Origin of the sequence: Wolbachia endosymbiont (group B) of Ischnura elegans, assembly GCF_947251585.1 — a bacterium.
Classification (GTDB): Bacteria; Pseudomonadota; Alphaproteobacteria; order Rickettsiales; family Anaplasmataceae; genus Wolbachia.
In genome coordinates this window covers 1,615,708-1,641,657 of record NZ_OX366371.1, presented here as the reverse complement: position 1 = coordinate 1,641,657, position 25,950 = coordinate 1,615,708, and the positions used below count along the sequence as shown (strand labels likewise).

The following is a 25,950-nucleotide window of genomic DNA, read 5'->3' as shown; positions in this document are numbered from 1 at the left end:
CTCACTAGCCTATTTAATGATTTCTAATATAGATGCACTGCTTGAACAACAAGCACTTCATGTAAGTAACAAAGACATAAATTTATTTTCTGACCTTGCTAATGCAATGGATGAGCAACTTTTCTCAGAATTTTTAGATAATTTGCAGGATTCTTTTTTTAGAAAGGTAAATGAAATAATGAAGTACAATTCGTTGAAGGATTTTGCGCCTTTAACTCATCCTATTTATTTTTATCTTTGTAAGAGCTTTCAGGAGTTAATTTTAGAGATTAGTAGTAAAATAGACATTCCTGTTAATGATTTGCTTAAAAAAAATGAACAAGGAAAATGGTGCTTGATAAAAACTATAAATTGGCCATCAACTTCCTCTTTAAACCACTCTCTTGAGCAGCAATATCGCTTTATCTTTACACTAATGAAACATTTTGAGCCAGGTTATTATTCTAACGAAAGGAAATTTGAGAATGATAAAACATTATGGCAATTTATCAAGAGCTTGTTTGTTAGCAGTGACGAGTTGTCAGCTATACCTGAAGAGCGCTTAGTATGGATATATATTATTGACAGTGCAATTACTAATCTGCTTTCCGAAAAAGAATTAAAGTTATTTGAACCTCTCATACAAGGCTATATGGATTTTATTAAAAACACAGAAGGTGATCATTATGAGTCATTTCGAATAGCAACACATAATGTTATAAGGTTTATAGCACAAACAAGTCCTTATCTCTCAAAAGAAGTTTCAGAAATTGATCGAGATATTTTAACAAAACAAATAAAATCTATTAAGAAGGCGTTTTTAGATGAACAATCTAGTGATTTTAGAGACTTGGTAGATGTATATAACGAGTATTGGAAGAATAGAAAATTTATTTTAGAAAAAATTCCTGATAAGTTTCCTTATGGGGAGTTCAAGCAAAACATGGAAGCAATACGTAACACACTACTTGATATTGCAAGTACTGCACTTGATAAAAAAGCAAAATCACAAGGGTTCATTAAGTACTTTAGATCGTTTAATGAATTTTTAGAGGATTTAAATAGTATAGAATTCAGTTGGTTTATTAAAGGAACTAATAATGACTTAACTGAAGTAGAAGTAGCCAATAAAGATAAAAATTCATATAAGGTTTTAGATCCTGAAAATTTCATCAAAAAATATAAGGATAATATCCCTAATCACTACTTAATTGAAATCACTCAAGATCTATTAAATAGTGTAAGTAATTTACTTGAGCAAAAAAAATGGTCTGATGACGATAATTTGAGTGCAGCAAGTGAGTTACTGTCAGCAATTAAGAAATCTTTTCTTTATCTAAAGGAGCAACCTAACTACGTGTCTTTCGATATATTCAAAGAAGAAAGTACAAAGCCGTTTATTTCTGTAGTAGGGAATAGCATATCTTATGAGGATTTTAAAAAACGAATTGGTATCATAGGGGAATCTTTTTGGTATTTAAGAAAACAAGATGAGATTGATATAGACAAAGCTTTAGAGCTATATAGAAAAGAAAACAATAATAGCACAGTAGAAACACTAAGAGATTGCTATAACAGATACTTAAAAGAATTTAACTCCTATATACAAGAGACTTCTGACAAAAATTACCAAGATAAAATTAAATTTATTACTGAAAAGGTACGGGAGCAATCAAAACAAATTAAAATTGATGAATGGAACACAAAATTCAAGAGAGAAACTTTACCTGATCTTCTTGCTGGATTAGCTGCTGTGTGGTCTATACAAGAATCAAAGGATATTGCAAGTACAGGAAAAAGCTTAAAGCCACATTGTATTCAAATATTATGCATTTTGCGATTGTTAAGTGTTGATAAAGACTCTAAAGGTGTTGATAAGCATCTTGCGCAAGTCTTAACAGGGCAAGGGAAATCGCTTGTACTAGGTTTACTCTCTTCACTATTAGTATTGACAGGTCATAAGGTCAGAACTGTTTGTTATAGTGAATACTTAGCAGCTCGAGATCAACAAGATTTTAACGGCTTTTTTAAGGAGTTTGGTATTGGTGACAAGATAACTTATGGTACATTTGAGAAGATGGCAAATGAAGTGATAAAGCCTGAGGTAAATGGCAAGAAACAAGATTTAAGAGAATTAGTTGAAGGCCGTATTTTAAATCATAGCGTGGAGCAATCTGGACAGATAAAGCAAGAGGATATCAGCAATACTATTTTACTAATCGATGAAGTAGATGTTTTCTTTTCTGATCAATTCTATGGAAATACTTATGGTGCATGTAATACTATACGTATTTCAGGACTAGCTAGTATTCAAGAGAAAATATGGGGAATGGCCAGCAAAGATTATGAAAAAAGTACTATTTTGAAAGAGGTAGGAGAAAGAAATCAAGAATTTCAAGAGTTTAATAGATTTAAATCTGGAAAATACTATCTTTTGAAGGAAGAAAAGAATGTGGTTATTGAGGAAGAGTATACTAATCAGTCTCTCTATGAAGAGCATCTTGATAAGATGATTGATGCTGCAATATGCGTTACAAAAGGAAGTGATCAAGATTGGTACATTAATAAGTATAAAATTAATGATAATGGAATTATAAGCTATAGAAAAGACAATGGAATTTATTCCATTTATACTTACTCTGGTTACTACAACATATTTAATTATTTTAGATTGAAGAAAAAAGACTTTAATCATAAAAATTATGGTTATTTGAATATAGACTGTGGCAAAGTGTCTTATGTAAAATTGCCGGAGAAATATCCTCTTATCTTAGGAGTGAGTGGTACCTTAACTACGTTAGATGATCATGAGAAAAAAGCGGTAAGAGAATTTTATAACATCAGAGAAAATTCCATCATGCCATCTTTTTTTGGTGATTCTCATTTAAAATTTAATTCAAGTGAAAATTTTTTATCTCAGGATTCAGAGGAAGAATGGCTTAACAAAATTTTCAATCATACAAATTCTAAGATGGGCTCAGGACAATCAGTATTAATATTTTTTGATACAGATACTGAAATAAACAAATTTAAAGAAAAATTCCTCGGCAAATTTGACCGCTTATACACATTAACAGAAAATACGGAAGGACAGGCTAAAGAGAAGTATATTGATGAAGCAGGCATTACAAAAACAGTAACACTAGCAACAAGAGGTATGGGTCGTGGTGTTGATTTTAAGTCTAGTGTTGCTGTAGAAAATAGCGGTGGGGTGCATGTTATACAGACATTCTTTTCACTTGATATAAAAGAAGAAACACAGATTAAGGGTAGAACTGCACGTAAAGATAATAAGGGTAGTTATGAGTTGATACTCTGTAAAGAACATTTGGTAAATGCTGGGTTTCTAAAAGAAGAAGAAAAAGAAATTACTATAAATTATGAAAGCTTGAATAAATCCAGAGAACAAAAAGTAAAAGAAAAAGGCTCAAAAAATGAGAAAAGAATTAGAGAGTCAGAAAGTAATCATAAGACAACGATGGATTTTCTTGAATCTTTTTTTCAAAAAGAATGTAGCACTAATATAGATCAGCCATCTGTGGAACCAGCAGTAAGTAGACAACAAAATAGGTAGGAGTTATATATGTTTAATGTTCAAAATCAACAGATTAGTGACAGTGGAAAAAATGTAAGCTCTTTACTGAATATTGAGCAAGCTATTGAATGTTTAAATTCTTTGGGGAGTTGGGTAGGAAATGAGCCTTGGCTAGCAAACGTGTCAGAAGAATTAAATAAACGGTATAGAGAGCTAAGGAAGGACATAAGAGAAAATACTAATTCTTGGTCTTATTCGCAGTATTGTAAACGCTTAGCTTACCACTATTTTAACCTTGCGTGCTATTATAATGATGAGCTGTTTAATAAGCATAAGGTTGATTTAGAAAGCGTAAAACAATATCTAGAAAAATGTTTAGAGAAGCTTGCTGAAGTTTCTGGAGAAGGCTATTCAGACGGGACAAAAGAATTAAAGAATGATGCTGAAAAGTTTTTGACAGAAGTAAAGAAAATACATGAGCAGCAAGAAGATCTGCTGACAAAATATAGCACTTTTAATAAATTCAAAAAGTACACAAAATTATGTATTGTTTTAGGTAGTATAAATCAGGTTCCTTTGCAACAATGCTCTGCTGAGAATAGACAGCAGATTCAAAATATTCAGCTGTTAAGAGTCATTAATATGCTAGAAGATGCAATTACTGTACCTGAGTATAAAAATACTTTCATTACTGCAGAGCAGTCTGACTATTTAGGTCAAGTGTATCAATTGGCTGGCCAACCTGCACTGAGTATACGATATAAGAGAACTAGTGACAATCTCAAAAAAACTGTAAATGCAACGAAGGAACATAGTGATAAGAAACAGGAGATAAAAGATATTATTAGCAAAGAAGTTAAAGAGTATAAAAGTAATTTAGTGCAAGTTAAAGATTATATAGAAGAAAGGCTTCATAGGTCGCTTAGCACTATTGACAATGCTTATATTGAGAGAAAATATATAAAATATTGCGCAAGGCTTTGGCTACAAGAAACAACAAATTTACTAAAAGAACTGACTGAAAGTAAAAGCCGTGCTGTTATTCAAGAAATTTTTAATTCACTAGATGATATAAAGGATTTAAGCCAGATTCCTAATCCTTTAAACCAACTTGAGTGTTACATCCTTTTAATGAAGCACTATGAATTGGTTAGGAAAGAGGATGAAAAAATTTTCATAAGTCGGTTTAAAAAAGAGTGCTTGGAACAAATAGTTGCCTATAGTGATTCTGCTGAAAAAGAATTAGTTTTTCTAGAAACTTTTGTTGACTTTTTAAGTTCCTCTAAAAATCTTCAATCAATTATTGCTGAACTGGAATTAGGAGACTTTTGTCGTGGTGATTTATCGTTTGATGAATTGATCAATAATATTATGAAGCTTGAAGTAGATACTTATGGTGAAAATCTTACAGTTTTGCAAGAAGCAACAGAGGGCTTGGAGGAAGAAGATCTTTTTTTAATAGACAAGTTTAAGGAAATTATAGGTGCTTATATAAAACCAGTAGAAATACAAAAGAGAAGAATAGATAATCGATTGGTTGTTGAAGTAAAAGGGAAGAACATTGTTGTCAGTGAAACTTTACGGCAATTAGAAAATGCACTTTTAGAAAATCCAAATATAGAGGAAGTACGTTTTGTCGGCGCTGGTATTATACATATTGATACAAACCTTAAGAGTAAAGTTTGGCAGGGAAGGAATGTAGTTATTTTAACCAAAGCAATAAAGGTTTATGATCAAGTAACCTGGGATGTATCTGGAAAAGATAACGATCATACCTATTCCAATAATGCAGGTACTGGAAAAGATGGTCATGGCAAACAAGGAGCAGATGGTTATCCTGGGGAAAGTGGTGGCAATGTTTTAATTTTAACGGAAAAGATAGAAGGCCAAGAAAACTTTACCATTATTTCACATGGTGGCAAGGGTAGTAAAGGCCAGAATGGTGGTAATGGAAGAGATGGTAAGGATGGAGTAGGTATTACGAAGGCAGAATTTGATAAAAAGTTTCCTCCTGTTGCTGATTTTAGTTTAGGGAGTATACAGAGAGAATATACAATAAAAAAGATTGTTGAGAATATTAAAAATGATTCATCAACAGTAGAAACTGTGTGGTATACAGGGGCTAATAATGCAACAATTGAAAAAATTATTAAAGATATTGAAGATATACGCTCTTATAATGAAACAGTATGTCAGATTGCAGTAGCTGGTGATACGACTCCATTACTCAAGAGTTTTGAGGAGAATATTTTTATAAAAACAGTTACAAGTCAAGGAAATGAGGTCACTTTTTCTTTTGAGCGTGGAGGTGGGCTTACAAGTCGTCAGGCTTTTCTACTCTATAAAGGATCGTTAGGACAGCCAGGGTGGCAGGGTGGAGAGTATGGATGGCTTTGTTGCATAGCACTGATAGGCATGTAAATCACAATGAACTTACGCAGCTAATTTAAATTTAGCCATACCAATATCAGTAAATTTGTTCAGTAAGTAGCACTTAATTAACAGCTCTTTTTCACGATTTACCTCTGATTTATTTTTCAAGCCAAACCCAAATATTTGCTTCAACCTATAGAAAAAGACTTCAATATAAGACCGTGCTCCATACTTAACTTTTTTCTTCCATTCATTAATACCATCTTCATAATTCTCATATGACCTAATTCTACTAATATACTTGTTTCTTTCTGATAAGTAGTCAGCTAAACAAATTTTAGTATCCTTCCTAGGGCGAATAATAGGCACAATATTGTATTTTCTGCATTCTTTATACACACTTTTTATATCATAAGCCGCATCTGCTCGAATAGAACAAATGTTATATTTATCACTGACTTCTTCTAACATATCGCAGACCGGCAAATAGTCTACAGCAACACCACTAGTGTAGTTCATGCTTATTGCTTTCTTATCATTTATGTTTAAAATAACATGTAATTTTCTTACTTGACCATAACCACTGTATTTTCTTTTTCGAATATTAAGCTTACTATGCCCACCGTTATTATTGTAGATACTAACTCTAGTGCTATCTACGGCAATTTCAACATTTTCCAGATCATCTTTATTGCTTCTATGGTCATCAATCTTCAAATTAAGCTTTTTAAATCTTCTGGAAGCTTGTGTATAGCTGATAATCTTAAGTTTTTTGCCTATTTGTACCATATAACCTTTTACAAAACCTACAGCTTGTCTCAAGCCAATTCTAAAAAGATGAACTATTATGTGTATTAAAATTACAACTTTATCACTATAAGTGTTATTGCCACCTGCAACTTTTGGACTATTTTCATACCAATTTTCTATGGCTTGATTAACAAAATGAAAAACATTTCCTCTTTTTTTTAGAAACTCATTATATTCTCTTTGGTTACTTACTCTCATTTTTTGTGGCATAAGTTATACTTGTTTGAAAAATGCCTATTTTACAACAAAATGCGTTAGTAACCATAAGCTTTTCTCCTTACAATAACCTCAACCAACACTAGCTATGCAACAAAGCCAGTATGGATTAGGCGGTCAGGGTGGACATGCCGGGGGGATAATAATAAGGCATCCAGAAAATAGCAGCCAGGAATTTAACATTATAAAAAGTACTAAGCAAGGGGAAGAAGGAGAAAAGGGAAAAGGTGGTTTATATGGTAACCATGGAAAAAATGGCCTGGATATGGGTTATTTGGATCACAAATGGTGGAGTAAAGCTAAGTTTCGTGATCAAGGTAAATATAAAGTAGAGTATTATGATAGTGATAATGACCCAAGTGATCGAGTGTGGTGTCCATATAAGAACAAATATGCTGGTATAGATGCTATCAATATTGAACACAAAAAGCAAAAAGAATATGAAGAAAGGAAGAATACTAGACAGAATAGTGAGCAACAACATCACGCACAAGCTGTAAGGAAAAAAATATTTCACAAAGTAGCATTTTAGCTAGTTATTCTCATCATTTGAGTTCTATGGAAAAAAATACATTGCAGGACTTACGATCTGATTTAGAAAATACTAAACAACAAGCCTTACAAGCAATCACTGAAAATCAAGAACAGCAGGAAAAGCAAACTACAGAATTAGGAATTAAGCGTCATTCTCCTTACCATAACAGAAGTAAGCATCATAATAATGTCTTTATTACAACATCTAGTATCACTTACAGAGAGACTATTGATGTTAAAAGTTTTATTGATAAGCTAAAAAAAGAACCATTGCTGCTAGACAATTGGTTTCAGTTAAAAAAGGCAGAACTTAATTTATCTCAGCTTAGTCAGTTATTTTTAGTTTTTGAAACCTTAAAAGGTAGCCCTCCTGAAACGAGTAGCTTACAAAATAATACAGAGCTACAAGACATAGAGAAGCTTTTGATTGATAAGTATAGACTTGCTACATTGCAAGAAGTTGTAAAGCAATTACCACCTTATCAGGAGGTTACAAATAATGTAGAATTAACACCTGAAAATGCAGCAAGATATCTCATTGAAGCAAAAGAAAATGATAACAATATTTCTCACCATATTTTAGGAACTCTGAATCAATATCTTTATGAAAATAGTACAGAACAACATGAAAAAATTTCTAAATTCAGTAAAGAAGAATTACAGAATACAGAGAATAAAGCTTTAAAATACTCAATTAGAGCGTTTGTTTTAGAAGTAGGAAAATTAGAAGAGGAACATACAGATGTTAAAAAATATTATAACGAATATAAAGAATTTCTAGAAAAACAAGAACGCAATTTGAATATATTCTTTGAAGCGTTTAAAAGTGAGTTATCTCAGCCAAGACATGCAGAAATATTTGATTTATGGATTAAAAGTGTTAAAGACAAATCTTTAATAAGTAAGCTAGAGGAAAAAATACAAGAAGATAATTTTCTAAAAGTTCTTTATGATCGTTTTAATAATCAGCTTGAGCTAGAGTATGATTGGGATAAGTGTTGTAAAGATCAAGCTATTCTAAAAGAGTATAATGATTATATTCAAGAAAAAGGCCCATTATCGGGAAGTTACAGAGAATTATTAGCCTACGTTTTTGGTATTAACATCAGATTATATGTTGAAGATCAAGATAATAGATTGTTCCTGCGAGGTGATCACAACCCTTCATCTAAGAAAATTATTCACATATTATGTAGAGACAATAAATTTATACAATTAAATATTGATAAAAGCTACTTAAAGCTAGAAGAAGAGCGCAAAAAGAAAGATAGTCTTTATGCACAGATTTTTGCAAAAATTAGGCCATTTAAACAAAAACAGGAGTTCGATGATTACTTAAATAATCAAGCTTTTCTATCCAATAACAGTCCTTCAGAAGATGAACAATATTTTAATGAAGAGGAAGATATAGAAAAAATTATAGAATACTTTCCTGAAGGGGAAAAACAACAGTTAAAAGAGCGATTGAACAAAATTACATCTCAATATATTGGGCAGCAAGGAATTTTGCATAACATGTTGAAAAGCTTTTCTAGCGAAGGAAGACATGTATCCTCTCAAGAATTATATTGTTTAGTGAACTCAATTCTAACTTCTGTTATTGAAGATAAAAAAGAATTGAATATCTTTTGTTGGATAGTTGCAGCTTATCCTCAAAAGAGTTGGATAGATGAATTGATATTATTACAACTCGAAGATTATTTCAAAAAAACATTAATAGAGAAACCTGAATGGAGAAAGTACTTATCGAAAATAGAAAGTAAGGACGTTTTACTGTTATTTAAAGTAAAGTTGGATCAACATAAATCAAGCAATCCTATTTCTACTCAATGCATTGAAGATATTCTGCATTTATTAAGTAATATTCCAAATGAAACAGTTAGTTTAGAAGGACTAGAGTTATCTGAGTGGCCTTATGCACTGAAAGAAAAATACTGGACATGCAAGCTGTCAAAATTAGTAGATTGGCAAAAGGATGACTTACCAACAGCTTCTTACTATCTTTTATCTATAGAGAATATTTTTGGCGCTCTTTTATCGGAGAAATTTATAGAGGCTCTAGAAAAGAAAAAACAAGAATTGTCACCTGATACGCTTACTAACGTTTTATCTAATTTTCATAATGAAAAATGGAATCTAAGTAAAGAAGAATTAAAAATGCTTTCTGATTGTAATAGTATTAATGAATGGAAAAACGAAATGCAGCAGAAGTTTACTGCTGATGAAAAAGAACGCAATGTAACGCAATTAGTTGAACTCATTAAGGGTAATGGTAATACTTCAAAAAGAATTTCTGACAAATTGCCAGAAATTGAGGATTCTATCAAGAGTATTTATGATGAGAAGTATGTAATCGGTGGAAAATCTGTAGGTAGTTTTACAGAAGTTGGTATTAAAAATTGGGTAAAAGAATTCCAAGGTAGAATTGGAGAAAGAAAGCGAGATATTAAAGAAACACGCAAGGAAATGATTGCTGTAATAGATAGAGCCATAGAATTAAAAAGAAGATTCAAGCTTCGTGACACTCAAAAGTTAACTGTATTGGCGTTATTGACAAATGATCGTAATACTTTAGCACAAGTATCTACTGGGGAGGGAAAATCGTTAATTGTAGTAGCAGCATCAATTATGAAAGCACTTTGTGGAGAGAAAGTAGATGTTATAACTAGTTCTTCTGTATTGGCAAAACGTGATGCTGAGGATAATAGAGATATCTATAGTTTATTTGGTATTAATGTATCACATAACTGTAGTGAAGATATTGAAAAAAGAAAGGAAGCATATTCAGGTAATCAAGTGGTATATGGTGATTTATCTAATTTCCAGCGCGATTATTTATTAGATAAATTTTACGGGAAAAATATTTTAGGAGATCGTAATTTTAACAATGTAATTGTTGATGAAGTAGATAGTATGTTGCTCGATAAAGGTAACAATATGTTGTACTTATCTCATGATCTGGCAGGACTAGATAAGCTGGAATCTGTTTACATTTACATTTGGCAGTGGATTAATAGACCAGCTAGGAACCATGAAGAAATTTCCTATGCTTTTGACACTAAAGCAATCAAAGAAGCAGTGCTAAATGACTTATATGGCTTAATAAAAAAAGAAGATATTGGAAAACTTGGGTCTGAATTAAGCGAGCAGCAAAAAAATATTATGTGGGAACGTTTAATCAAAACTGAGATATTAGATGATCAGGGCAAATTGTTAAAAGGAAACATTAATGACAATGAACTTAATAAAGTACTTTCACCTGAATTTAATTGTTACAAAGATCGTTTTCTTTACCTTTTAAAAGAGTGCATTGAAAGAGAAAAATTTATACATGTTCCCAATAATCTCAGACCGTTTATTGAACAGCACTTAGAATCTTGGATTAATAATGCTATAACCGCGTTCTTCATGAAAGCAGGAGAGGATTATGTAGTGGATGTAGATAAAACCGGAAGTAGTCCAGATCGCAATCCTAATATTACAATTCTTGATAGAGATACAGGAACAGATCAAGCTAATTCTCAATGGGATGAAGCATTACATGTATTAGATAGAACTTGATCTGACACTTTAAAAAAGTAAGTTATAAAATAATAAAAGAAAGGAGTGTTAGATATGAGTACGATACAAACAAAAATACTAAAACCAAAGTTAGGGTTATTAGAACTAGCAAAGCAATTAGGTAACGTATCACAAGCGTGTAAGGTGATGGGTTATTCGCGTGATACATTTTATCGATTTAAGGAGTTATATGAAAGTGGGGGAGAAGGAGCATTACATGAAATAAGTAAGAAAAAACCCCTATTAGCAAACAGAGTTTCCGAAGATATAGAAAGGGCAATAATTGGCATAGCTACAGAATTTCCAGCATATGGACAACAAAGAGCTGCAAATGAGCTGAGAAAAAGGGGTGTAATAATTTCCGAAGGTGGCGTAAGATCTGTATGGCTAAGAAATGACATTGAAACGTTCAAAAAAAGACTTAAAGCCCTTGAAGCAAAGGTTGCACAAGACGGCATAATTTTAACTGAAGAGCAACTTGCAGCATTGGAAAAAGTTAAAGAGCAAAGAGAAGCTCACGGTGAAATTGAAACAGAACACTCAGGTTATTTAGGGTCTCAAGATACTTATTACGTAGGCAATATCAAGGGCGTTGGGCGCATTTACCAGCAGACTTTTATTGATACATATTCGAGAGTGGCTTTTGCTAAGCTTTATACAGATAAAACTGCTATTACCGCTGCCGACTTGCTGAATGATAGAGTAATACCATTTTTCGATGTACAAAACGTGCCATTATTGCGCATTTTGACTGATAGAGGTACAGAATATTGTGGTAAACCAGAAAATCACGCTTATCAGCTTTATTTGGGAATTGAAAATATTGATCATTCAAGAACTAAAGCCAATTCACCACAAACTAATGGCATATGCGAAAGGTTTCATAAAACTATGCAAGATGAGTGTTACAATATTATCTTTAGAAAGAAAATCTACAGTTCTTTAGAAGATTTGCAGATAGATGTTGATCATTGGTTACGCTCTTACAATGAGACCAGGCCTCACTCAGGTAAATATTGCTATGGTAAAACGCCTATGCAGACTTTTCTTGATAGCAAACACATTGCTTTTCAGAAAAATATTAGTAACGTTAAACAAGAGACTGATATTAGTTTTAACTACCTCAATTCTTCTGTCAGTTAATTCGTTGCTGTCAGATTAAGTTGTGTCTAGTACAATATATTATCTATTCTAAACCCTTATTTAGCTCTGCAGAATTTTTTTGGCATTTCTACGTATCAAGATAAAACATCACAGAATTTATCGATTACTTTTTGATTACCTTCTATCATTGCATTTGCCTCTTGCTGAAGAAATTTGATGTTTTTGAGTGTAATATTGTCCATCTCAGTCGATGCTACTTTCAATTGCGATTGTATTCTTATGTATTTATCATCTATTACTTGTTCTAGTTGATAATCAACGCAATCCAATCCAGAAGCAAACATCACATTCAGTAGTGGCTTGATCCACCCTATTTTGCCAAATCTCCTTGAGTTAGCATACTTTATACTTCTATTTGTTCCACCAGTACCTATTGATAGCAGTATAATCTCATCATTTGGAAATAACCTCTTACCACTTGCATATGCACAAGCTGCTGGATTATTTGCAAAAACCCCTCCATCCACTAATACTCTGTCTATCTGGTCAATTTTTAGATATTTTGGTATGAAATAAGTAGGTGCAGCCGTTGTAGCTCTGAGTGCATCTTTTAATTTGACAAAATCTCTATCTTCTCTCCAACTCTTAAAAAAGAAAGGATAGTTGTTATGAATATCATAACTTGTTATCAGTACCTTACTTAAAGTATTTTGTAGAGTATCATCACCAAAATATTTATCCAGTACAAATTCAATATTTTTATGTGGGTATTGTGCACAGTTAAACCAAGATAATATTGATCGCCTGAAGAATGAAGATTTAAAAATATATGACCCGTATTCTTGGTAAAGCTCAACTAAATCATTTGCTGAATATTGGAGATTTCCCCGTTCATCTTTTTTGCATAACCCAGCTACAACAATTCCGCCTGTTGAAGTACCAGCCATAAGATCAAAAATTTGAGAAATAGGTTTCCTTGCTCTCTTTTCTATTTCTGCTAGAATTACTGCTGGTATTATGCCCCTTATACCACCACCGTCAATTGAAAGGATGTATTTAGTCATGAGTAGATATTTATTAGTTTTATTAACTTGCTCACTTTTATCAGGGTGTGTTTCTTGTCCAAGTACTACTGTATGTTTCACTCCTAGAGAAAATTGTACCAATCTAATAATTGATTCTATGGATCATGCTAAAAAATCCGTGTTGGTTCAGGCATACCAATTTACCTCAAAGCCTATTGCACAATCTTTAATTAGAGCAAAAAAACGTGGTGTTGATATTAAGGTTATTCTCGACGAATCGCAAGTGAGCTCAAAGTATAGCGTTATCAATGAGCTGTTTCATCAAAGAATACCAATATATATAGACTATAAACCTGCAATTTCACATAGCAAAATTATGATCATTGATAATCAAAAAATCATTACGGGTTCGTTCAATTTCTCTGATGCTGCCCAGAAAAAGAATGCTGAGAATCTATTGATCATAACTGGAGATTCTCCACTAGTTGAGCAATACATCGAAAATTGGGAAGATCGCCAATCACATTCTAAGCCTTATATGCTAGAATAGTTACTTTGAGTTAGCTTTGAATTCATCCAATTCCTCAGAAAGATTTTTTACCCGCTCTTCCAGACGATATACCGTAACAGTTAATCCATTATTTTGTTCTATGAGTTTTTCATGTATATGCACTCGTAAATCCAGTTTGGCAAGCCACCAAATCGCCGCTACCGTCTGTATTAACATCGTTACAATTACTGCGATTGGGATTTTTTGATTTTTCATAATTACTTAAATGTGGATTTATTATGGATAACTACTTTATAGTAACTACTTCTCTGATTTGTACTGTTCCTCTGCTCTAGCCAGTAACTTTATTATTTCTTTATAAGGTTTGTTTTTATCGTGTCGCGATGCCATTACAGCTATTTTTCTAGCTCCTTTTCCGTCATTATCTTTTATGTTAGGATTCACGCCTTTTTCTAATAAGAACCTTACAATTCCTAAATGCCCTTCACCTGCAGCATGATGTAAAGCTGTCCTTTTAAAAGCATTCTTATCGATTGCATTTATATTTACTTTCTCTTCTACTATTAAAAATCTAATAGTATCTAAGCATCCTTCTCTTGCTGCATAATGTAATGCAGTTTCGCTTAAGTTTGGTATTATATCTTTTACTAAAAATCTCGTTGTTTCTAAACTACAACTTACAGTAGCTACTTGTAGTATCTTTCTGTAATTCTCGTTAGCTTTGGATTTTTGGTAGCAATATGTAATAACAACACATACTATTAATGGTATAAACCATACAAAATGTATTTTATCCTTTTCATTACATTTTAGTTGACTCATATTCAGTAGTTTCTTTACATTGAATAGACTATGTACTTATTTTTCCTTAACATTACTTACTTAAAGATGCTGATAACATAGTAAGGTAACCTGAGCTATTTAGAGTATGCTCTGCTCTATTAACTATCCATTCACCATCTACTGCTTGATTAAAATCTATAAGATTAAGCTTTGCTTCTGCAAATAACTCTGGATTACCAGACATAGTTATATCTAAAGTTTCATTGTTACGCTTCAATTGTTTCAATTTGGCATTTGCTGCACTTAGCGCTGACTCTGCATGGCTTTGTTGCATAGCTAGTGTTGGTTGAGGTTATTGTAAGGAGAAAAGCTTATGGTTACTAACGCATTTTGTTGTAAAATAGGCATTTTTCAAACAAGTATAACTTATGCCACAAAAAATGAGAGTAAGTAACCAAAGAGAATATAATGAGTTTCTAAAAAAAAGAGGAAATGTTTTTCATTTTGTTAATCAAGCCATAGAAAATTGGTATGAAAATAGTCCAAAAGTTGCAGGTGGCAATAACACTTATAGTGATAAAGTTGTAATTTTAATACACATAATAGTTCATCTTTTTAGAATTGGCTTGAGACAAGCTGTAGGTTTTGTAAAAGGTTATATGGTACAAATAGGCAAAAAACTTAAGATTATCAGCTATACACAAGCTTCCAGAAGATTTAAAAAGCTTAATTTGAAGATTGATGACCATAGAAGCAATAAAGATGATCTGGAAAATGTTGAAATTGCCGTAGATAGCACTAGAGTTAGTATCTACAATAATAACGGTGGGCATAGTAAGCTTAATATTCGAAAAAGAAAATACAGTGGTTATGGTCAAGTAAGAAAATTACATGTTATTTTAAACATAAATGATAAGAAAGCAATAAGCATGAACTACACTAGTGGTGTTGCTGTAGACTATTTGCCGGTCTGCGATATGTTAGAAGAAGTCAGTGATAAATATAACATTTGTTCTATTCGAGCAGATGCGGCTTATGATATAAAAAGTGTGTATAAAGAATGCAGAAAATACAATATTGTGCCTATTATTCGCCCTAGGAAGGATACTAAAATTTGTTTAGCTGACTACTTATCAGAAAGAAACAAGTATATTAGTAGAATTAGGTCATATGAGAATTATGAAGATGGTATTAATGAATGGAAGAAAAAAGTTAAGTATGGAGCACGGTCTTATATTGAAGTCTTTTTCTATAGGTTGAAGCAAATATTTGGGTTTGGCTTGAAAAATAAATCAGAGGTAAATCGTGAAAAAGAGCTGTTAATTAAGTGCTACTTACTGAACAAATTTACTGATATTGGTATGGCTAAATTTAAATTAGCTGCGTAAGTTCATTGTGATTTACATGCCTATCAGTGCTATGCAACAAAGCCACTCTGCATTTGGGTAAATTTCTAGCATAATATAACTTGGTTCGCCGCTACCAACTATTTCTTTAATAGTTTCACCCTTTTCATAGCTGTGCCATTTTGCTACTACTGAATTGTATTTATCACGTACGGTAAAATGCACTTTCCAATTAATTGTGTCTTGAGGTCTAATAGTCGTTGTTCCTAAAGCTTTTCCTGTGGCTGATTTTGCCATGTTTTTTGAAATAAATAATATATACCCACCAGCTAATTTTACCATTGCTTCACGCTCTATTGCTATTTTCGTTAGAAGGCTTATATCACTCTCCTCAGTTTGATTGATGTGAGATATAAGTACGTCTTTAAATTTCTCATCGACTTTATGTCCATATCCATGTTTTTGAGCTATTTCTTTCACTAAGTTTTCTATGGTAATTTGATGCCATTCTTTTGATACTTTTGCTTTTAAAGATATTCTTAAATTTGTTGCATGAGCTTTTATTAGTAGAGTCTTAGGTGGGCCTTGTATCGTAACTTCGTTGACTGTATATATACCCATTGGAAAGATTCCCGTTTCCTTATAACCCAGCGCTATGTTCAATTCACTTGGAACTTCCACGTTTTCATTGCCATAATCAACGCACACCTCTGCAACATCATCTATAGTACCAGATTCATCAGTAAGATGCACCGATATTACATGATCTTTTATTCCTTCAATGCTAAATTCAGGTTTCATTTATTCCCATACTTTTAACTTCGATTTTTTTAATTGCTCTTGTATTGTAGGTAACCTGATCTTTAATCCTGCAGGCAAAAAACTTCCATACTCCGCAAGTCCAGGGTTTTCCTCCAATACTATTTCTACTGCTCCAGAGCTATATCCATAGTGTTTAAAACATATGTAATCTAACATTTCATTTTCTCGTGCTATATAATGTACTATCATATATAACGCCTTAAACTTAAGCTAAATTCTATCTTTTTTGGTAATCCACATGGAAAATACGACGTTTGCTTTTCTTCTAACCGCACAATAACAAATCTTCCCAAAACATTTCCTAAATTGTCTACTAAGATACTTGGTTCCTGATTTTCCTCAGCTTCTTTCATACTTTTTAATTGATTTAAATCATTGAGATTATGGAAATAAATTATTCCTTCTAAGTCTATATTTTCTGTACCTTGGCCAATATTTTGTAATGAAGGTATTTTACCAATACACTCAATTGTACTCCAACGGTTTTCTTTACTATACCTTAAACTTGTTGGAGAAAGCTTATGCTGACCAAGTGATAGCATTAGTAAATTGGTTCTATTGAATCAAACAGAACGTCACGCGATTTTTCTCTTATTCTTTTTATTACTGCATCAGCAAGACTACGTACATCTTGGTTAGGTTCTGCTTTTATACTTATATTAAATGTAAAAGTTTGATTAAAAATTTTTTGTTCACACTTTTCACAGTCTTTTAAAACTTTCTCTGAATTATCTGCTACAGAACTTTTTTCTGTAATCACTCTAGCACTTTCAATATTCGTTCTACTATTCGAAATTCCACTAAAAGTATTATTATTTAATAAAGGATTTCCTTTACTAAAAATACTTCTATTTTCACTGATTATCTTAGTTGTATTGCCTATTTTTGCTTCTACTGGTTTCTCAAATGCTTTTATTGGATTATCATTAAACAATTTTCCTACACCAATCCAATTTTCTATAGGTTTTGTAATTGATTTCCAGATACTTGAGAAAAAGTCCTTTACCTTCTGCCAATTAGCGATTACAAGCGCTGCACCAACTGATAGTCCAGCAACAGCAGCTCCTATAGGATTGGTTAGCGTTAAAGCTTTCAGCCCCATGATTACTGCTGGAATTACTCGTGCTGATAATGAAGTTAATACTGGTAAAAGTGTTCCGTGCAAAATAGCCTTAAAAGTTAATATTCCACCTCCAGCCAATGCAAATACATAACCAAAACCTACCACTGCAATCTTACCAATAATAAGAGCTGAAATTATACTCATTATTCCTGTAGTAATAACTGGAAACTTTTCTGCAAACCAAGCTATGGGGTTAGTTATCTCTCTTAGAATATTACTTATCCACTTTAAAGGAGGTAGCATTACTGAGCCCAGATTCATTCCCACCTCTGCTATCGCATTCCTCAGTAATCGTAAGTTATTTGCTGTAGTTGCTGCACGATTGTTAAACTCTTCTTGCATGGACTGTTTAAATTCTTCCTCATCAGCTAAATGATTTATGGCATCTTTATAATTCTTTAAGCTTCCAACTAGTAATGCAATATCATCTTGATACTCTTGACCAAACAGATCAAGAAGGATTTGCGAACGTTCCTGTTTATTTACCTTCTCTAGAGTTTCAAAAAAGTAAAGTAGTGCGTCTTGGCCATTTCTGCTAATCCTTTGTGTCATCTCTTCTGCAGTTATTCCCACATCTTCCAATGCTGCTTTAAACTTTTTCCCCTGTCCTTCAGCAGTCTGAAGTTTACTAAGTAGAGCGTTTATTGCAGTTGCTGCTTTTGCAGGTTGTTTGCCTAGGCTAATAAAGGCATTTACTAAACTACTTGTCTGTTTAATATCAAAACCAAACTGTTTTGCAGTACCACCAACTATAGCAAGCGCTTGGACCATATCCTTTGCTTTAGCAGCACTATTATCTGAAAGGTGATTTATAATATTACCTACTCTTTCCATGCCTGCTACCTCAATTCCATAAACATTGGCAAGCTTAGCTATAGAATCACCTGCTTCTTCTGCAGACATATCAAATGCTGTGGCCATTTTAGCTACTGTTGTTGTAAATCCAATTAACTTATCTTTTTGAATTCCAAGTTGTCCACCACTTGCAGCTATTTGTGCTAATTCTGTAGCTGATAGAGGTATTTCACGGGATAACTTCTTTATATTCTCACTAAACTTATTAAATTCCTCATCATTCTGAAACTTTACAACCTTCTTAACATCAGCCATAGCACTTTCAAAGTTAATCGCAACTTTAATTGGCGCTGCAAGCGAAAGACCTAGTCCTATAGTCTCCATTACTTGTGATCTATAATGCGCTTTTCTTGCTAAAGCATTTTGCTGTTTTTGTATTACAGATCCTAATTTACTGTATTTTCCTTTTAGTACTTCAATAGATGAACCAAGTTTAGTTTGATCTCTCACTAAAGATTTAACATCCTTTCCACTTTTCCTAATTTCTTCATTTAATGTGTGAAGTGCATCTCTCTTTTTAATATAAGCCTCTTTTGCCTTTGATGCCGATGCTTTCAATTTTTCGAATTCATTTCTCAGTGCTTTGCTTGGCTCTTTTTTTTCCTTCTTCTCTTTAGCAATTGCTGTAGCTGATTCTTTCGCTTTCTTCTCCGCTTCCTTCCAATTCTTCATGGCTTGAAGGGCATCATGATTTAATTGCTTAAATTTGGAAACCGATTTCATTGATGAATCAAGCTGCTTTATACTATCACCCAACTTAGAAAGCTTTGCTGCACTACCTGTCATTGCATTATTAAAACTGCCATCTAACGTTGCACCTATTTTTATTGAAAGCATTGACATTTTTTTGTTACTCCTTCACTTACTTCTAACCACTTTAGAAACTCTTTTGTACTCATATTAATAATTTGCTCAATTCCACTTCCTGTTGTTGAGCTAAGTTTTAAAATATTGAATCTTAACTCCTCTGTTCCAGCGGCGACAAAAAACCTTTTAGCACCTTCTGTATTTCTACATAATCTTTAATACATAAATCTTCAACTACTTCTTTTGGTACGGATGCTAGATTAGCAATTAAAGCTACTTCTTTTAAAGCTTCGCCTTCTATGCGTTCTATAGCAAGTAAATCTCTTACTTTAGGTTCACGTATCGATAATTCTGAGACAGAAATTCCATCAACTGTTATTGGGTTATTAAGTGTTATAGCTTGCATACTTCTCCTGAAAAAGTTAATTAAATAAAAGTCTATATCGGCTTTTACATAACTAATTTTTGTTACTATAGTTTTTGTGTTTGATTAACGATTCTTCATACTAAATTTCTCAATATAAAGATGATAATAGGGGTTATTTCCCTTCAACTTGAATTAATTCTTGAACCTCATCGACAGAAAGACCTGTACACTTGACAATAGTGTTAATATCAACATCATTAGTCAACATCGCTTTTGCAACTTCAATCTTTCCTTCTTTTTTGGCATCATCAAGTTTTTGAGCAAGGACAGCCTGTTCATCACGAATACGCTTAGTCTCCTGTTCATAGGCTATAAACTCTTTTTCTGACCAGTTAAACCTGTTTAGCTCTTCATACGCTTTTTTGATTATTACGTCACTTCCTGTTATCCTTTCCAATTCTTCTTCACTTGTTTCATCAGCGTACTTAAAAAAATACACCCACTTCTCAACTATATTTGAAAGCTGATCTTCTTTGGTTTTGGGAAATTTAGGCAATTCAATAAATACAAAATAAAAATCTTTTAGATCATGTTCATTAGTATCTTCATCGCGAATAGTGTGCTTTGATTTATACTCGGACTTATCAGGAAATAAAATACAATCTGCTATAGCAATAAAGATAATTTCCTTAAGGTTATGGTATTGATCACCTTTATCTGCTTGTCTTGAATAGGCTTTAGCAGCGTAATATTGGGCACGTTTTTCAAAGCCTTTGGTTTTAGCGACCTGCATCTCAATTATCCATTGCACTCCTGTGGAATCTCTACATAGCACATCAACAATACTTTGCTTTTTAGATGCAATATCAGGATCTTGAATAGTACTTAAAAACTCTATATCCTGTATTGCATTTTTGCCAGTAAAGCTCAAAATATCATTTAGAAAGTGAATGAGGATATCTTTATTCTTTTCTGTACCAAAGATACGGCGGAATGCTACATCATTCTTAGGGTCGAGAAATTTAGATAAAGCCATAGCACAAATGCCTAAAAAACATCAATAATTATACAGTATTATCAGTAATTTTTCAATAAAGAAGTGAAAAGGCATCCGTCTATTACATTAAATCCCTAGAATCGTTTGCAGCAAGGCCATTTGATCCACACCGTTAATCTTACGGATCATATTCTCAGCATCGATTTCTATTAATTCATTACCACCTATCGTAAGTTTATAGTAATGGGCAGCTACAGTGCATTTTAGAGTGGCTTTTTCAGCAGGTTTCCAGCTACCAAAATCAAATTCTTTGAATATGCCTCTGAGGTTGATAATTACTCCTTCAATATCATTACTACCACTTCCTTGCATTCCACCACGAAGAGTTAAAGATACTGAATTTCCATTTATCAACCCAAATAGCCGAAAAAGCTCTGTATCGTATTCAGAAAAAGTGAAATCTGCTTCAAGCTTTTCCATGCCCATGTCAATATTTATTGGAATATCCATACCACCAGCACGGTACTCTTCTGTTTTTATGGTAAGCTTTGGTAGCGTAATTTCATCTATTTTTCCTGCATAACCACGACCATCTACAAATACGTTAAAATTTCTCAGTATTTTGGGTAACACTTCGCTTTCTCCTAACTTATTACACTATTATTTACAAGATGGGATCTGAATATTATTTGCTCAGCTGGATATGGCGGTGTAAACTCAAAATCAAAAGACACTTTTCCGCTTGCAATATTTGCCGGTGTATTGAGTTCGGGAGTTGCATAACATTTTCCACTGATAATCGCTCCTTGTACTTTTAAATTGGCCAAATAAGAATTCACCCCCTCAATCACATCATCTATATAAGTTTTGGTGATATTGCGATCAACTGCCCAGAGATGAGCTCGAAGTAAACTATCGTTAATTAAATCTGCAGTGCGCCTTACTGATAGAAAAGCCCATTTCGAATCGTTTGAACATGTTCTATTTCCCCAAAGCCTATAGCCATTTTGATGAATTATCGTTGTTACTTCATTTTCATTTAAATGGTTTGCTCTACAATTTGTATTACCGAGCGTAAAATCAATAGGCCTGCTTGTTCCAACAATACCATTTATCTCTTTATTTGAAGGTGAGTGCCAAAATCCTTGTTCGCTATCTACTTTTGCTATTAAACCAGCTACAAATGGGCTTGCTGGCAAGGTTCCTTCTTTTCCTTCAATAAATACCTTAACCCAAGGGTCAACTACGTAAACTCTTGAGCTGCCTACACTTTTTCTCCATTTTATTGCTTCTTCATCATTAGTATTTGGTCCATCTGCAACAATAATTGCTCTTAATTTTTCTGCTATGGAAATTAAAGCACTCACTACTGGATTTACTCCATCTATTTCAGGTAACTGATGAGTAAACTTAGGAGCAATTAATATTCTTGGAGCAATATGAACTATGCTTTCACTACTGAGGAATGCCTCTATCCCTTGATACTCTCCAGTCTCTTTATCAACACCGCCAATTATACTCTTCAGCGTCTCTTCTTCTTTTAGTTTTGGATCGCTGTTTTCACTTTCTTCAACTCGAATAACTACTACTGTTGCACCAACTTGAGAAAATATTCCATTTACTGCAGAAGGCAAAGTTCCTTTTTTCCCAAGCTTTGCTGCTTCTTTTAAGCTTCCCGCTATTAATACTGGACTACTCAGTGGAAATTTTTGCTCGTCAGCATCAGGTGCAGTACCAATTACACCTATCACTGATGATTTAGCTGTACGTACTGTCTTTGCTCCTGAGGTTACCTCAATAACATTTACGCCATGTAAAAATTCTTCAGCCATTTCTTTGTATTTTTTTCCTGAAATCATCTAGCAAAGTCTGTAGCTCATTTTCACTTTTAGCTTCTTCAATCTTTCTTTTGGCTAAATCTTCAAGCTCTTCACATTTAATTATTGCTTTTACTGCTTTTTTCACTTTTTCCTCAATTATTCTTGCCATTTCAATAACTGTAATACCACGTACTTTTGCTAAAGGCTCTATAATTTCTGCATCCTTTTCATTCATAGATTCTGGTGCTGCTAAAATGTTCTCTGCGGCTTTCGCTTGAATCTCATAAGATTTAGCTTTTTGGTGAGAATGCCCTGCGTATTGGTGAGTATAGTTATCATAATAAGCACGAAGATTAGAAAGTGCAGAAAACTTCGCATTTTGCAGTAACTCCAATTCAATGTCTTCTTGATTTCGCTGAGCAATTTTTCCTCCTCCTGTTAAACAATAACTTTTTTGCCAGTCAAAATTCTTTGGTGCTTCATACCAATCATTTCCAGTTGGCTTGTTTTCAAGTGTTGTTGTTTCAATCTGCTTGTGGTTTTCAAAACGTATATAAATAGTCACAAATTCCTCCTCATTGCCATATTTGATCAGTTCGTTCTAACCCTGGACATTGCCAACCCCTGAGCGTCCTTTCCACATCTACCTCAAGCCCTGTGGTGAGAAAATTGCTACGTATGTTATAAATCCCCCACTGAATAAATTGACCATAGTTGTGTACATAATTTGATGCAAGCATACCTTGACTAACTTGTGTTCTGGAATACAGATAAGATGATGTGTAAAGTAATATTGCAACTGTTTTTCCTGCTGGAATCTCCACATTACCAGATCCGGCTAACTTGCTATCAGAACTCATGTATTGGTAAACATTTTTCCATACTATTTTTGAAATACTTGATTTATTAGAATTAGTGTTATCAGGAGTTCCCACAAATAATCCTGCTCCCCCGTACTCCGTACTCGAATACGATGATCCAACAAATTCCATTGTCTTATTTATGTTCACATTGGTTGTATTTTTTACAAATACTACTCCAAGTGCAGCATACGGGTAATAGTATATCTCATCATAACTACCCGAAAAACTTTTTGTGCATAACTCTCCGTAAATAAATGTTCCTTTACTTCCCTCTATAAAACTTAGTTGTCTTGGCCGATAAAAACTAACGTAATCTGTATTGTACGTATGGCTACCTGCTAGTAGTTGTAACATATAGTCAGTTTTTGTTATATCACTACTCCACTTTCCAAGCTCTGTCGTAAAAGTTCCGTGGCCAAAATAATTATTTTTTCTGCCAAGTACACCAAATAAGAAAGGTAATGACCCTGGTTCAACCATGTTGCGCTTTCTTATTTCATTTATAAGAGACGCTTTTAACTGTTCATCCCGAGTTTTTACCTCATTAGAGATGTTTTCAATTCGAGTTTCTATTTCCCTAATAATTGATGAGCCACTTGGCACATCATTAACAGTACGGAAGTTATTCACTAAACCTTTAAGACCATCTTTATGATCATTGCCAACACTATTTATTGCTGCAATACTGGCATTCTTTCTCGTATCAAGTAGCGATAAATTTGTTGTCCCTTTTTCATCAATTCTCTTTAATAACTGCTTCTCTGATTCAGAGATCACTGCTAAAGAACTAGCTTTTTTATTATCCAGATCAGTTAAGTGTTTTTTTGCACTATCAAGAAGTTCTTTTAGCTTACCATCTGTCATCTGCACAATTTCAGAAACCGCACTTTTGTCGACTATTGATTCCAATGCTTTAGCAAGATATGCTAATTGATCTGGAGTACTGTTTGCTACTAAATCCTTAAGTCTTTTTTGTAGTGCATCAATTATTTCTTTTATTTTAGCCATTTGCACTATATTAGAAATAGCTTTTTTATCTGCTATCAATTCCAGTGATTTCGCAAGATATGCCAGTTGATCAGGTGTGCTGTTTGCTGCTAAATCCTTTATTCTTTGGTATATTGCTTCTTTCATTCCCAAAAATTCAAAAAAGTTTCAAATCTAAATCGTTTAAAATTATTTTTTAGTTGATTATGCTCATCTTCTCTTTCGGTAATATCTTCATCTATTTTTTCTATAGCTCTTCGAATACGTACCACATCTTGAACTGCAATATTTTCTGGATGAGGCAGTGGATATTCTCGTTTGGTTTGGTCAACAGTCATTATGTGACAATCACTCTGAGATTTTTTACCTTAGGGCGATAAACAACTGTTCCACTTAAAACTAATTTTACCCTAGTCTCATTGCCATTAAAGTTTGTCAGCACATGAGTTCTCTCTACCCAATTTTCTCCAATTGGTTTTCCTGATGTTAAATTTACTAATTGCCATCCTTTGACGCTTTGTTCCACATATGCTTTAACATCTGCAGTGCCAGGTATTAGCGCATCATATGTTATGGTGATCTTGGTGTTAGCTCCTGCTGTAATGCTTCTTGTAACATAATCTCCTTTTTCCCCTATATTACCCATAACTAGCTGTAACCCAGGATAAAGAACTGGACTTTTTTCTCGCCCTCCTTTTAGGCTTGCTTTTACCGTTAATTCCCCATTTATTCTTTCACGCAGTGCGAGCGGCAAATTATCAGACAAAAAATTTTCTTTTCCTTCTTCATCTGTTAAAATAAATTCCACATTGGTATCAAATGCTACTTTTTCGACGTTCGTCAAAACAATTAAATCTGATACGTTATTTGCAGTAACCTTGCCAAGATCAATAATGTGAGAAACTTCGCTAAATTTTGCAGCCAAAAGCCGAAACGTTAAATCTAAGTTCTGATGTGGAGTCCAGGTACTTGCATTGCTTGATGAAAGTAATACTCCTACTTGATATGGTTGACTTGTTACCCAACGAATATTTACTGTATCATATTTGCCAAGCTCTGCTATTTTTACTGCAGTATCTGCATCATCAGTGAGTAGCACTATTGCATACTCTTGTCCTGCATGGCAAAACACTGGTAACCACTCTATACGTGTTGCTGTGCCATCTATCTTTATATCTTTTGGCTCAATATAACTTTCAGCAATGACAGTCTGCGAGGGCATTCCCACTGCTGTTTCTCTAATCTGCACAACAACACGTTTTTTGCCGCTATTTGTGAACCATAAATCTAGACCCCCTATGTGTCTGCTCTCATTTAAAGTAAATGTTTGTGCTAAAGGATCAACTCTTCTTGCTGCGATAACTCTTCTTCTTTCCTCTATGGTAATTGTTTTTTTACCAGTATAAGTTGCTTCTCCATAACTTCCTTTATCCCCGTAAAATTGCACTAATTTAGTACCGGCTGGAATATTTGCTGGTACTTTCACCTTTCCCTTTAATTTTCCCTGATTGTTAGCTGTTAACATTTGGTTT

General features: G+C 33.3%; 24 protein-coding genes. 7 read left to right on the top strand and 17 right to left on the bottom strand.

Features of this window, described 5'->3' with window-relative positions:
• The first annotated feature begins 16 nt into the window (after positions 1–16).
• Together OPR58_RS08395 and OPR58_RS08390 are read left to right on the top strand one after the other, a co-directional pair.
• Positions 17–3,553 (top strand): hypothetical protein, encoded by a 3,537-nt coding sequence (locus OPR58_RS08395; RefSeq protein ID WP_265022447.1) that lies wholly within the window; start codon positions 17–19, stop codon positions 3,551–3,553.
• 9 nt (positions 3,554–3,562) lie between these two features.
• A complete protein-coding gene (locus OPR58_RS08390) occupies positions 3,563–5,935 on the top strand; it encodes a DUF677 domain-containing protein (RefSeq protein WP_265022446.1) in 2,373 nt (790 codons plus the stop codon).
• A 12-nt stretch (positions 5,936–5,947) separates the two neighbouring features.
• On the opposite strand, the gene OPR58_RS08385 is transcribed toward OPR58_RS08390, so the two are convergent.
• A complete protein-coding gene (locus tag OPR58_RS08385; RefSeq protein WP_265022212.1) occupies positions 5,948–6,907 on the bottom strand; it encodes an IS5 family transposase in 960 nt (319 codons plus the stop codon).
• 94 nt (positions 6,908–7,001) lie between these two features.
• Here OPR58_RS08385 and OPR58_RS08380 point away from each other — a divergent pair, with 94 nt between their 5' ends.
• The 3 genes from OPR58_RS08380 to OPR58_RS08370 are packed head-to-tail and all read left to right on the top strand — an operon-like array spanning position 7,002 to position 12,151.
• Positions 7,002–7,445 (top strand): hypothetical protein, encoded by a 444-nt coding sequence (locus tag OPR58_RS08380; RefSeq protein WP_265022445.1) that lies wholly within the window; start codon positions 7,002–7,004, stop codon positions 7,443–7,445.
• A gap of 26 nt (positions 7,446–7,471) precedes the next feature.
• Positions 7,472–11,008, top strand: a complete 3,537-nt coding sequence (locus tag OPR58_RS08375) for a DEAD/DEAH box helicase (protein WP_265022444.1) — start codon at positions 7,472–7,474, stop codon at positions 11,006–11,008.
• Positions 11,009–11,062: 54 nt separating this feature from the next.
• Positions 11,063–12,151 carry an IS481 family transposase gene (locus OPR58_RS08370; protein ID WP_019236582.1) on the top strand — a complete coding sequence of 363 codons (1,089 nt, stop codon included), beginning with the start codon at positions 11,063–11,065 and terminating at the stop codon, positions 12,149–12,151.
• 95 nt (positions 12,152–12,246) lie between these two features.
• Here the strand turns inward: OPR58_RS08370 and OPR58_RS08365 are convergent, their stop codons facing one another.
• A complete protein-coding gene (locus OPR58_RS08365; protein WP_141456711.1) occupies positions 12,247–13,176 on the bottom strand; it encodes a patatin-like phospholipase family protein in 930 nt (309 codons plus the stop codon).
• Here OPR58_RS08365 and OPR58_RS08360 point away from each other — a divergent pair.
• Entirely contained in the window at positions 13,163–13,687 is a 525-nt protein-coding gene (locus tag OPR58_RS08360) for a phospholipase D family nuclease (RefSeq protein WP_038197876.1), read from the top strand. The two genes, OPR58_RS08365 and OPR58_RS08360, sit on opposite strands and share 14 nt — an antisense overlap.
• Here OPR58_RS08360 and OPR58_RS08355 read toward each other — a convergent pair whose 3' ends face one another.
• The 3 genes from OPR58_RS08355 to OPR58_RS08345 are packed head-to-tail and all read right to left on the bottom strand — an operon-like array spanning position 13,688 to position 14,765.
• Positions 13,688–13,903, bottom strand: a complete 216-nt coding sequence (locus OPR58_RS08355) for a hypothetical protein (protein WP_019236477.1) — start codon at positions 13,901–13,903, stop codon at positions 13,688–13,690.
• A 45-nt stretch (positions 13,904–13,948) separates the two neighbouring features.
• Positions 13,949–14,470, bottom strand: coding sequence for an ankyrin repeat domain-containing protein (locus OPR58_RS08350; protein WP_265022443.1), 522 nt, complete (start codon positions 14,468–14,470; stop codon positions 13,949–13,951).
• 52 nt (positions 14,471–14,522) lie between these two features.
• Complete coding sequence (locus OPR58_RS08345; RefSeq protein WP_265022442.1) at positions 14,523–14,765, bottom strand: hypothetical protein; 243 nt, start codon at positions 14,763–14,765, stop codon at positions 14,523–14,525.
• A gap of 94 nt (positions 14,766–14,859) precedes the next feature.
• On the opposite strand from OPR58_RS08345, the gene OPR58_RS08340 reads away from it, so the two are divergent.
• Positions 14,860–15,819, top strand: coding sequence for an IS5 family transposase (locus tag OPR58_RS08340; protein WP_265022212.1), 960 nt, complete (start codon positions 14,860–14,862; stop codon positions 15,817–15,819).
• Between the two features lie 12 nt (positions 15,820–15,831).
• Here OPR58_RS08340 and OPR58_RS08335 read toward each other — a convergent pair whose 3' ends face one another.
• The 12 genes from OPR58_RS08335 to OPR58_RS08280 all read right to left on the bottom strand — a co-directional run bounded on the left by OPR58_RS08335 (position 15,832) and on the right by OPR58_RS08280 (position 25,943).
• The gene (locus OPR58_RS08335) at positions 15,832–16,578 is read right to left on the bottom strand and encodes a phage tail protein (RefSeq protein WP_265022441.1); all 747 of its coding nucleotides are present in this window, start codon (positions 16,576–16,578) and stop codon (positions 15,832–15,834) included.
• A complete protein-coding gene (locus OPR58_RS08330) occupies positions 16,579–16,788 on the bottom strand; it encodes a tail protein X (protein ID WP_019236474.1) in 210 nt (69 codons plus the stop codon).
• Positions 16,785–17,141, bottom strand: a complete 357-nt coding sequence (locus OPR58_RS08325; RefSeq protein WP_019236473.1) for a phage tail protein — start codon at positions 17,139–17,141, stop codon at positions 16,785–16,787. Before OPR58_RS08325 ends, OPR58_RS08330 begins: the two co-directional genes overlap by 4 nt.
• Complete coding sequence (locus tag OPR58_RS08320) at positions 17,141–19,420, bottom strand: phage tail tape measure protein (RefSeq protein WP_265022440.1); 2,280 nt, start codon at positions 19,418–19,420, stop codon at positions 17,141–17,143. The genes OPR58_RS08325 and OPR58_RS08320 overlap by 1 nt, the downstream gene beginning before the upstream one ends.
• A gap of 115 nt (positions 19,421–19,535) precedes the next feature.
• Positions 19,536–19,790, bottom strand: a complete 255-nt coding sequence (locus OPR58_RS08315) for a phage tail assembly protein (protein ID WP_019236471.1) — start codon at positions 19,788–19,790, stop codon at positions 19,536–19,538.
• Positions 19,791–19,923: 133 nt separating this feature from the next.
• Positions 19,924–20,787, bottom strand: coding sequence for an Rpn family recombination-promoting nuclease/putative transposase (locus OPR58_RS08310; protein ID WP_265022439.1), 864 nt, complete (start codon positions 20,785–20,787; stop codon positions 19,924–19,926).
• An 87-nt stretch (positions 20,788–20,874) separates the two neighbouring features.
• A complete protein-coding gene (locus OPR58_RS08305; protein ID WP_019236469.1) occupies positions 20,875–21,381 on the bottom strand; it encodes a phage major tail tube protein in 507 nt (168 codons plus the stop codon).
• Positions 21,382–21,392: 11 nt separating this feature from the next.
• Positions 21,393–22,580, bottom strand: a complete 1,188-nt coding sequence (locus OPR58_RS08300) for a phage tail sheath subtilisin-like domain-containing protein (protein ID WP_265023190.1) — start codon at positions 22,578–22,580, stop codon at positions 21,393–21,395.
• Positions 22,573–23,133, bottom strand: a complete 561-nt coding sequence (locus tag OPR58_RS08295) for a hypothetical protein (protein WP_265022438.1) — start codon at positions 23,131–23,133, stop codon at positions 22,573–22,575. Before OPR58_RS08295 ends, OPR58_RS08300 begins: the two co-directional genes overlap by 8 nt.
• Positions 23,134–23,143: 10 nt before the next feature.
• Positions 23,144–24,565, bottom strand: coding sequence for a M24 family metallopeptidase (locus tag OPR58_RS08290; RefSeq protein ID WP_265022290.1), 1,422 nt, complete (start codon positions 24,563–24,565; stop codon positions 23,144–23,146).
• The gene (locus OPR58_RS08285; RefSeq protein ID WP_265022291.1) at positions 24,562–24,756 is read right to left on the bottom strand and encodes a hypothetical protein; all 195 of its coding nucleotides are present in this window, start codon (positions 24,754–24,756) and stop codon (positions 24,562–24,564) included. Before OPR58_RS08285 ends, OPR58_RS08290 begins: the two co-directional genes overlap by 4 nt.
• Entirely contained in the window at positions 24,756–25,943 is a 1,188-nt protein-coding gene (locus OPR58_RS08280; protein WP_265022292.1) for a hypothetical protein, read from the bottom strand. The genes OPR58_RS08285 and OPR58_RS08280 overlap by 1 nt, the downstream gene beginning before the upstream one ends.
• Positions 25,944–25,950: the final 7 nt, after the last annotated feature.

Bases quoted from the DNA above. Each gene is read 5' to 3' on its own strand.
- OPR58_RS08310 (WP_265022439.1), bottom strand. From the start codon at position 20,787: ATGGCTTTATCTAAATTTCTCGACCCTAAGAATGATGTAGCATTCCGC.
- OPR58_RS08330 (WP_019236474.1), bottom strand. From the start codon at position 16,788: ATGATAGTACATTATATAGCACGAGAAAATGAAATGTTAGATTACATA.
- OPR58_RS08290 (WP_265022290.1), bottom strand. From the start codon at position 24,565: ATGAAAGAAGCAATATACCAAAGAATAAAGGATTTAGCAGCAAACAGC.
- OPR58_RS08325 (WP_019236473.1), bottom strand. From the start codon at position 17,141: ATGCTATCACTTGGTCAGCATAAGCTTTCTCCAACAAGTTTAAGGTAT.
- OPR58_RS08365 (WP_141456711.1), bottom strand. From the start codon at position 13,176: ATGACTAAATACATCCTTTCAATTGACGGTGGTGGTATAAGGGGCATA.
- OPR58_RS08350 (WP_265022443.1), bottom strand. From the start codon at position 14,470: ATGAGTCAACTAAAATGTAATGAAAAGGATAAAATACATTTTGTATGG.
- OPR58_RS08340 (WP_265022212.1), top strand. From the start codon at position 14,860: ATGCCACAAAAAATGAGAGTAAGTAACCAAAGAGAATATAATGAGTTT.
- OPR58_RS08390 (WP_265022446.1), top strand. From the start codon at position 3,563: ATGTTTAATGTTCAAAATCAACAGATTAGTGACAGTGGAAAAAATGTA.
- OPR58_RS08375 (WP_265022444.1), top strand. From the start codon at position 7,472: ATGGAAAAAAATACATTGCAGGACTTACGATCTGATTTAGAAAATACT.
- OPR58_RS08385 (WP_265022212.1), bottom strand. From the start codon at position 6,907: ATGCCACAAAAAATGAGAGTAAGTAACCAAAGAGAATATAATGAGTTT.
- OPR58_RS08335 (WP_265022441.1), bottom strand. From the start codon at position 16,578: ATGAAACCTGAATTTAGCATTGAAGGAATAAAAGATCATGTAATATCG.
- OPR58_RS08315 (WP_019236471.1), bottom strand. From the start codon at position 19,790: ATGCAAGCTATAACACTTAATAACCCAATAACAGTTGATGGAATTTCT.
- OPR58_RS08345 (WP_265022442.1), bottom strand. From the start codon at position 14,765: ATGCAACAAAGCCATGCAGAGTCAGCGCTAAGTGCAGCAAATGCCAAA.
- OPR58_RS08360 (WP_038197876.1), top strand. From the start codon at position 13,163: ATGTATTTAGTCATGAGTAGATATTTATTAGTTTTATTAACTTGCTCA.
- OPR58_RS08320 (WP_265022440.1), bottom strand. From the start codon at position 19,420: ATGTCAATGCTTTCAATAAAAATAGGTGCAACGTTAGATGGCAGTTTT.
- OPR58_RS08285 (WP_265022291.1), bottom strand. From the start codon at position 24,756: ATGACTGTTGACCAAACCAAACGAGAATATCCACTGCCTCATCCAGAA.
- OPR58_RS08300 (WP_265023190.1), bottom strand. From the start codon at position 22,580: ATGGCTGAAGAATTTTTACATGGCGTAAATGTTATTGAGGTAACCTCA.
- OPR58_RS08280 (WP_265022292.1), bottom strand. From the start codon at position 25,943: ATGTTAACAGCTAACAATCAGGGAAAATTAAAGGGAAAGGTGAAAGTA.
- OPR58_RS08395 (WP_265022447.1), top strand. From the start codon at position 17: ATGATTTCTAATATAGATGCACTGCTTGAACAACAAGCACTTCATGTA.
- OPR58_RS08380 (WP_265022445.1), top strand. From the start codon at position 7,002: ATGCAACAAAGCCAGTATGGATTAGGCGGTCAGGGTGGACATGCCGGG.
- OPR58_RS08370 (WP_019236582.1), top strand. From the start codon at position 11,063: ATGAGTACGATACAAACAAAAATACTAAAACCAAAGTTAGGGTTATTA.
- OPR58_RS08355 (WP_019236477.1), bottom strand. From the start codon at position 13,903: ATGAAAAATCAAAAAATCCCAATCGCAGTAATTGTAACGATGTTAATA.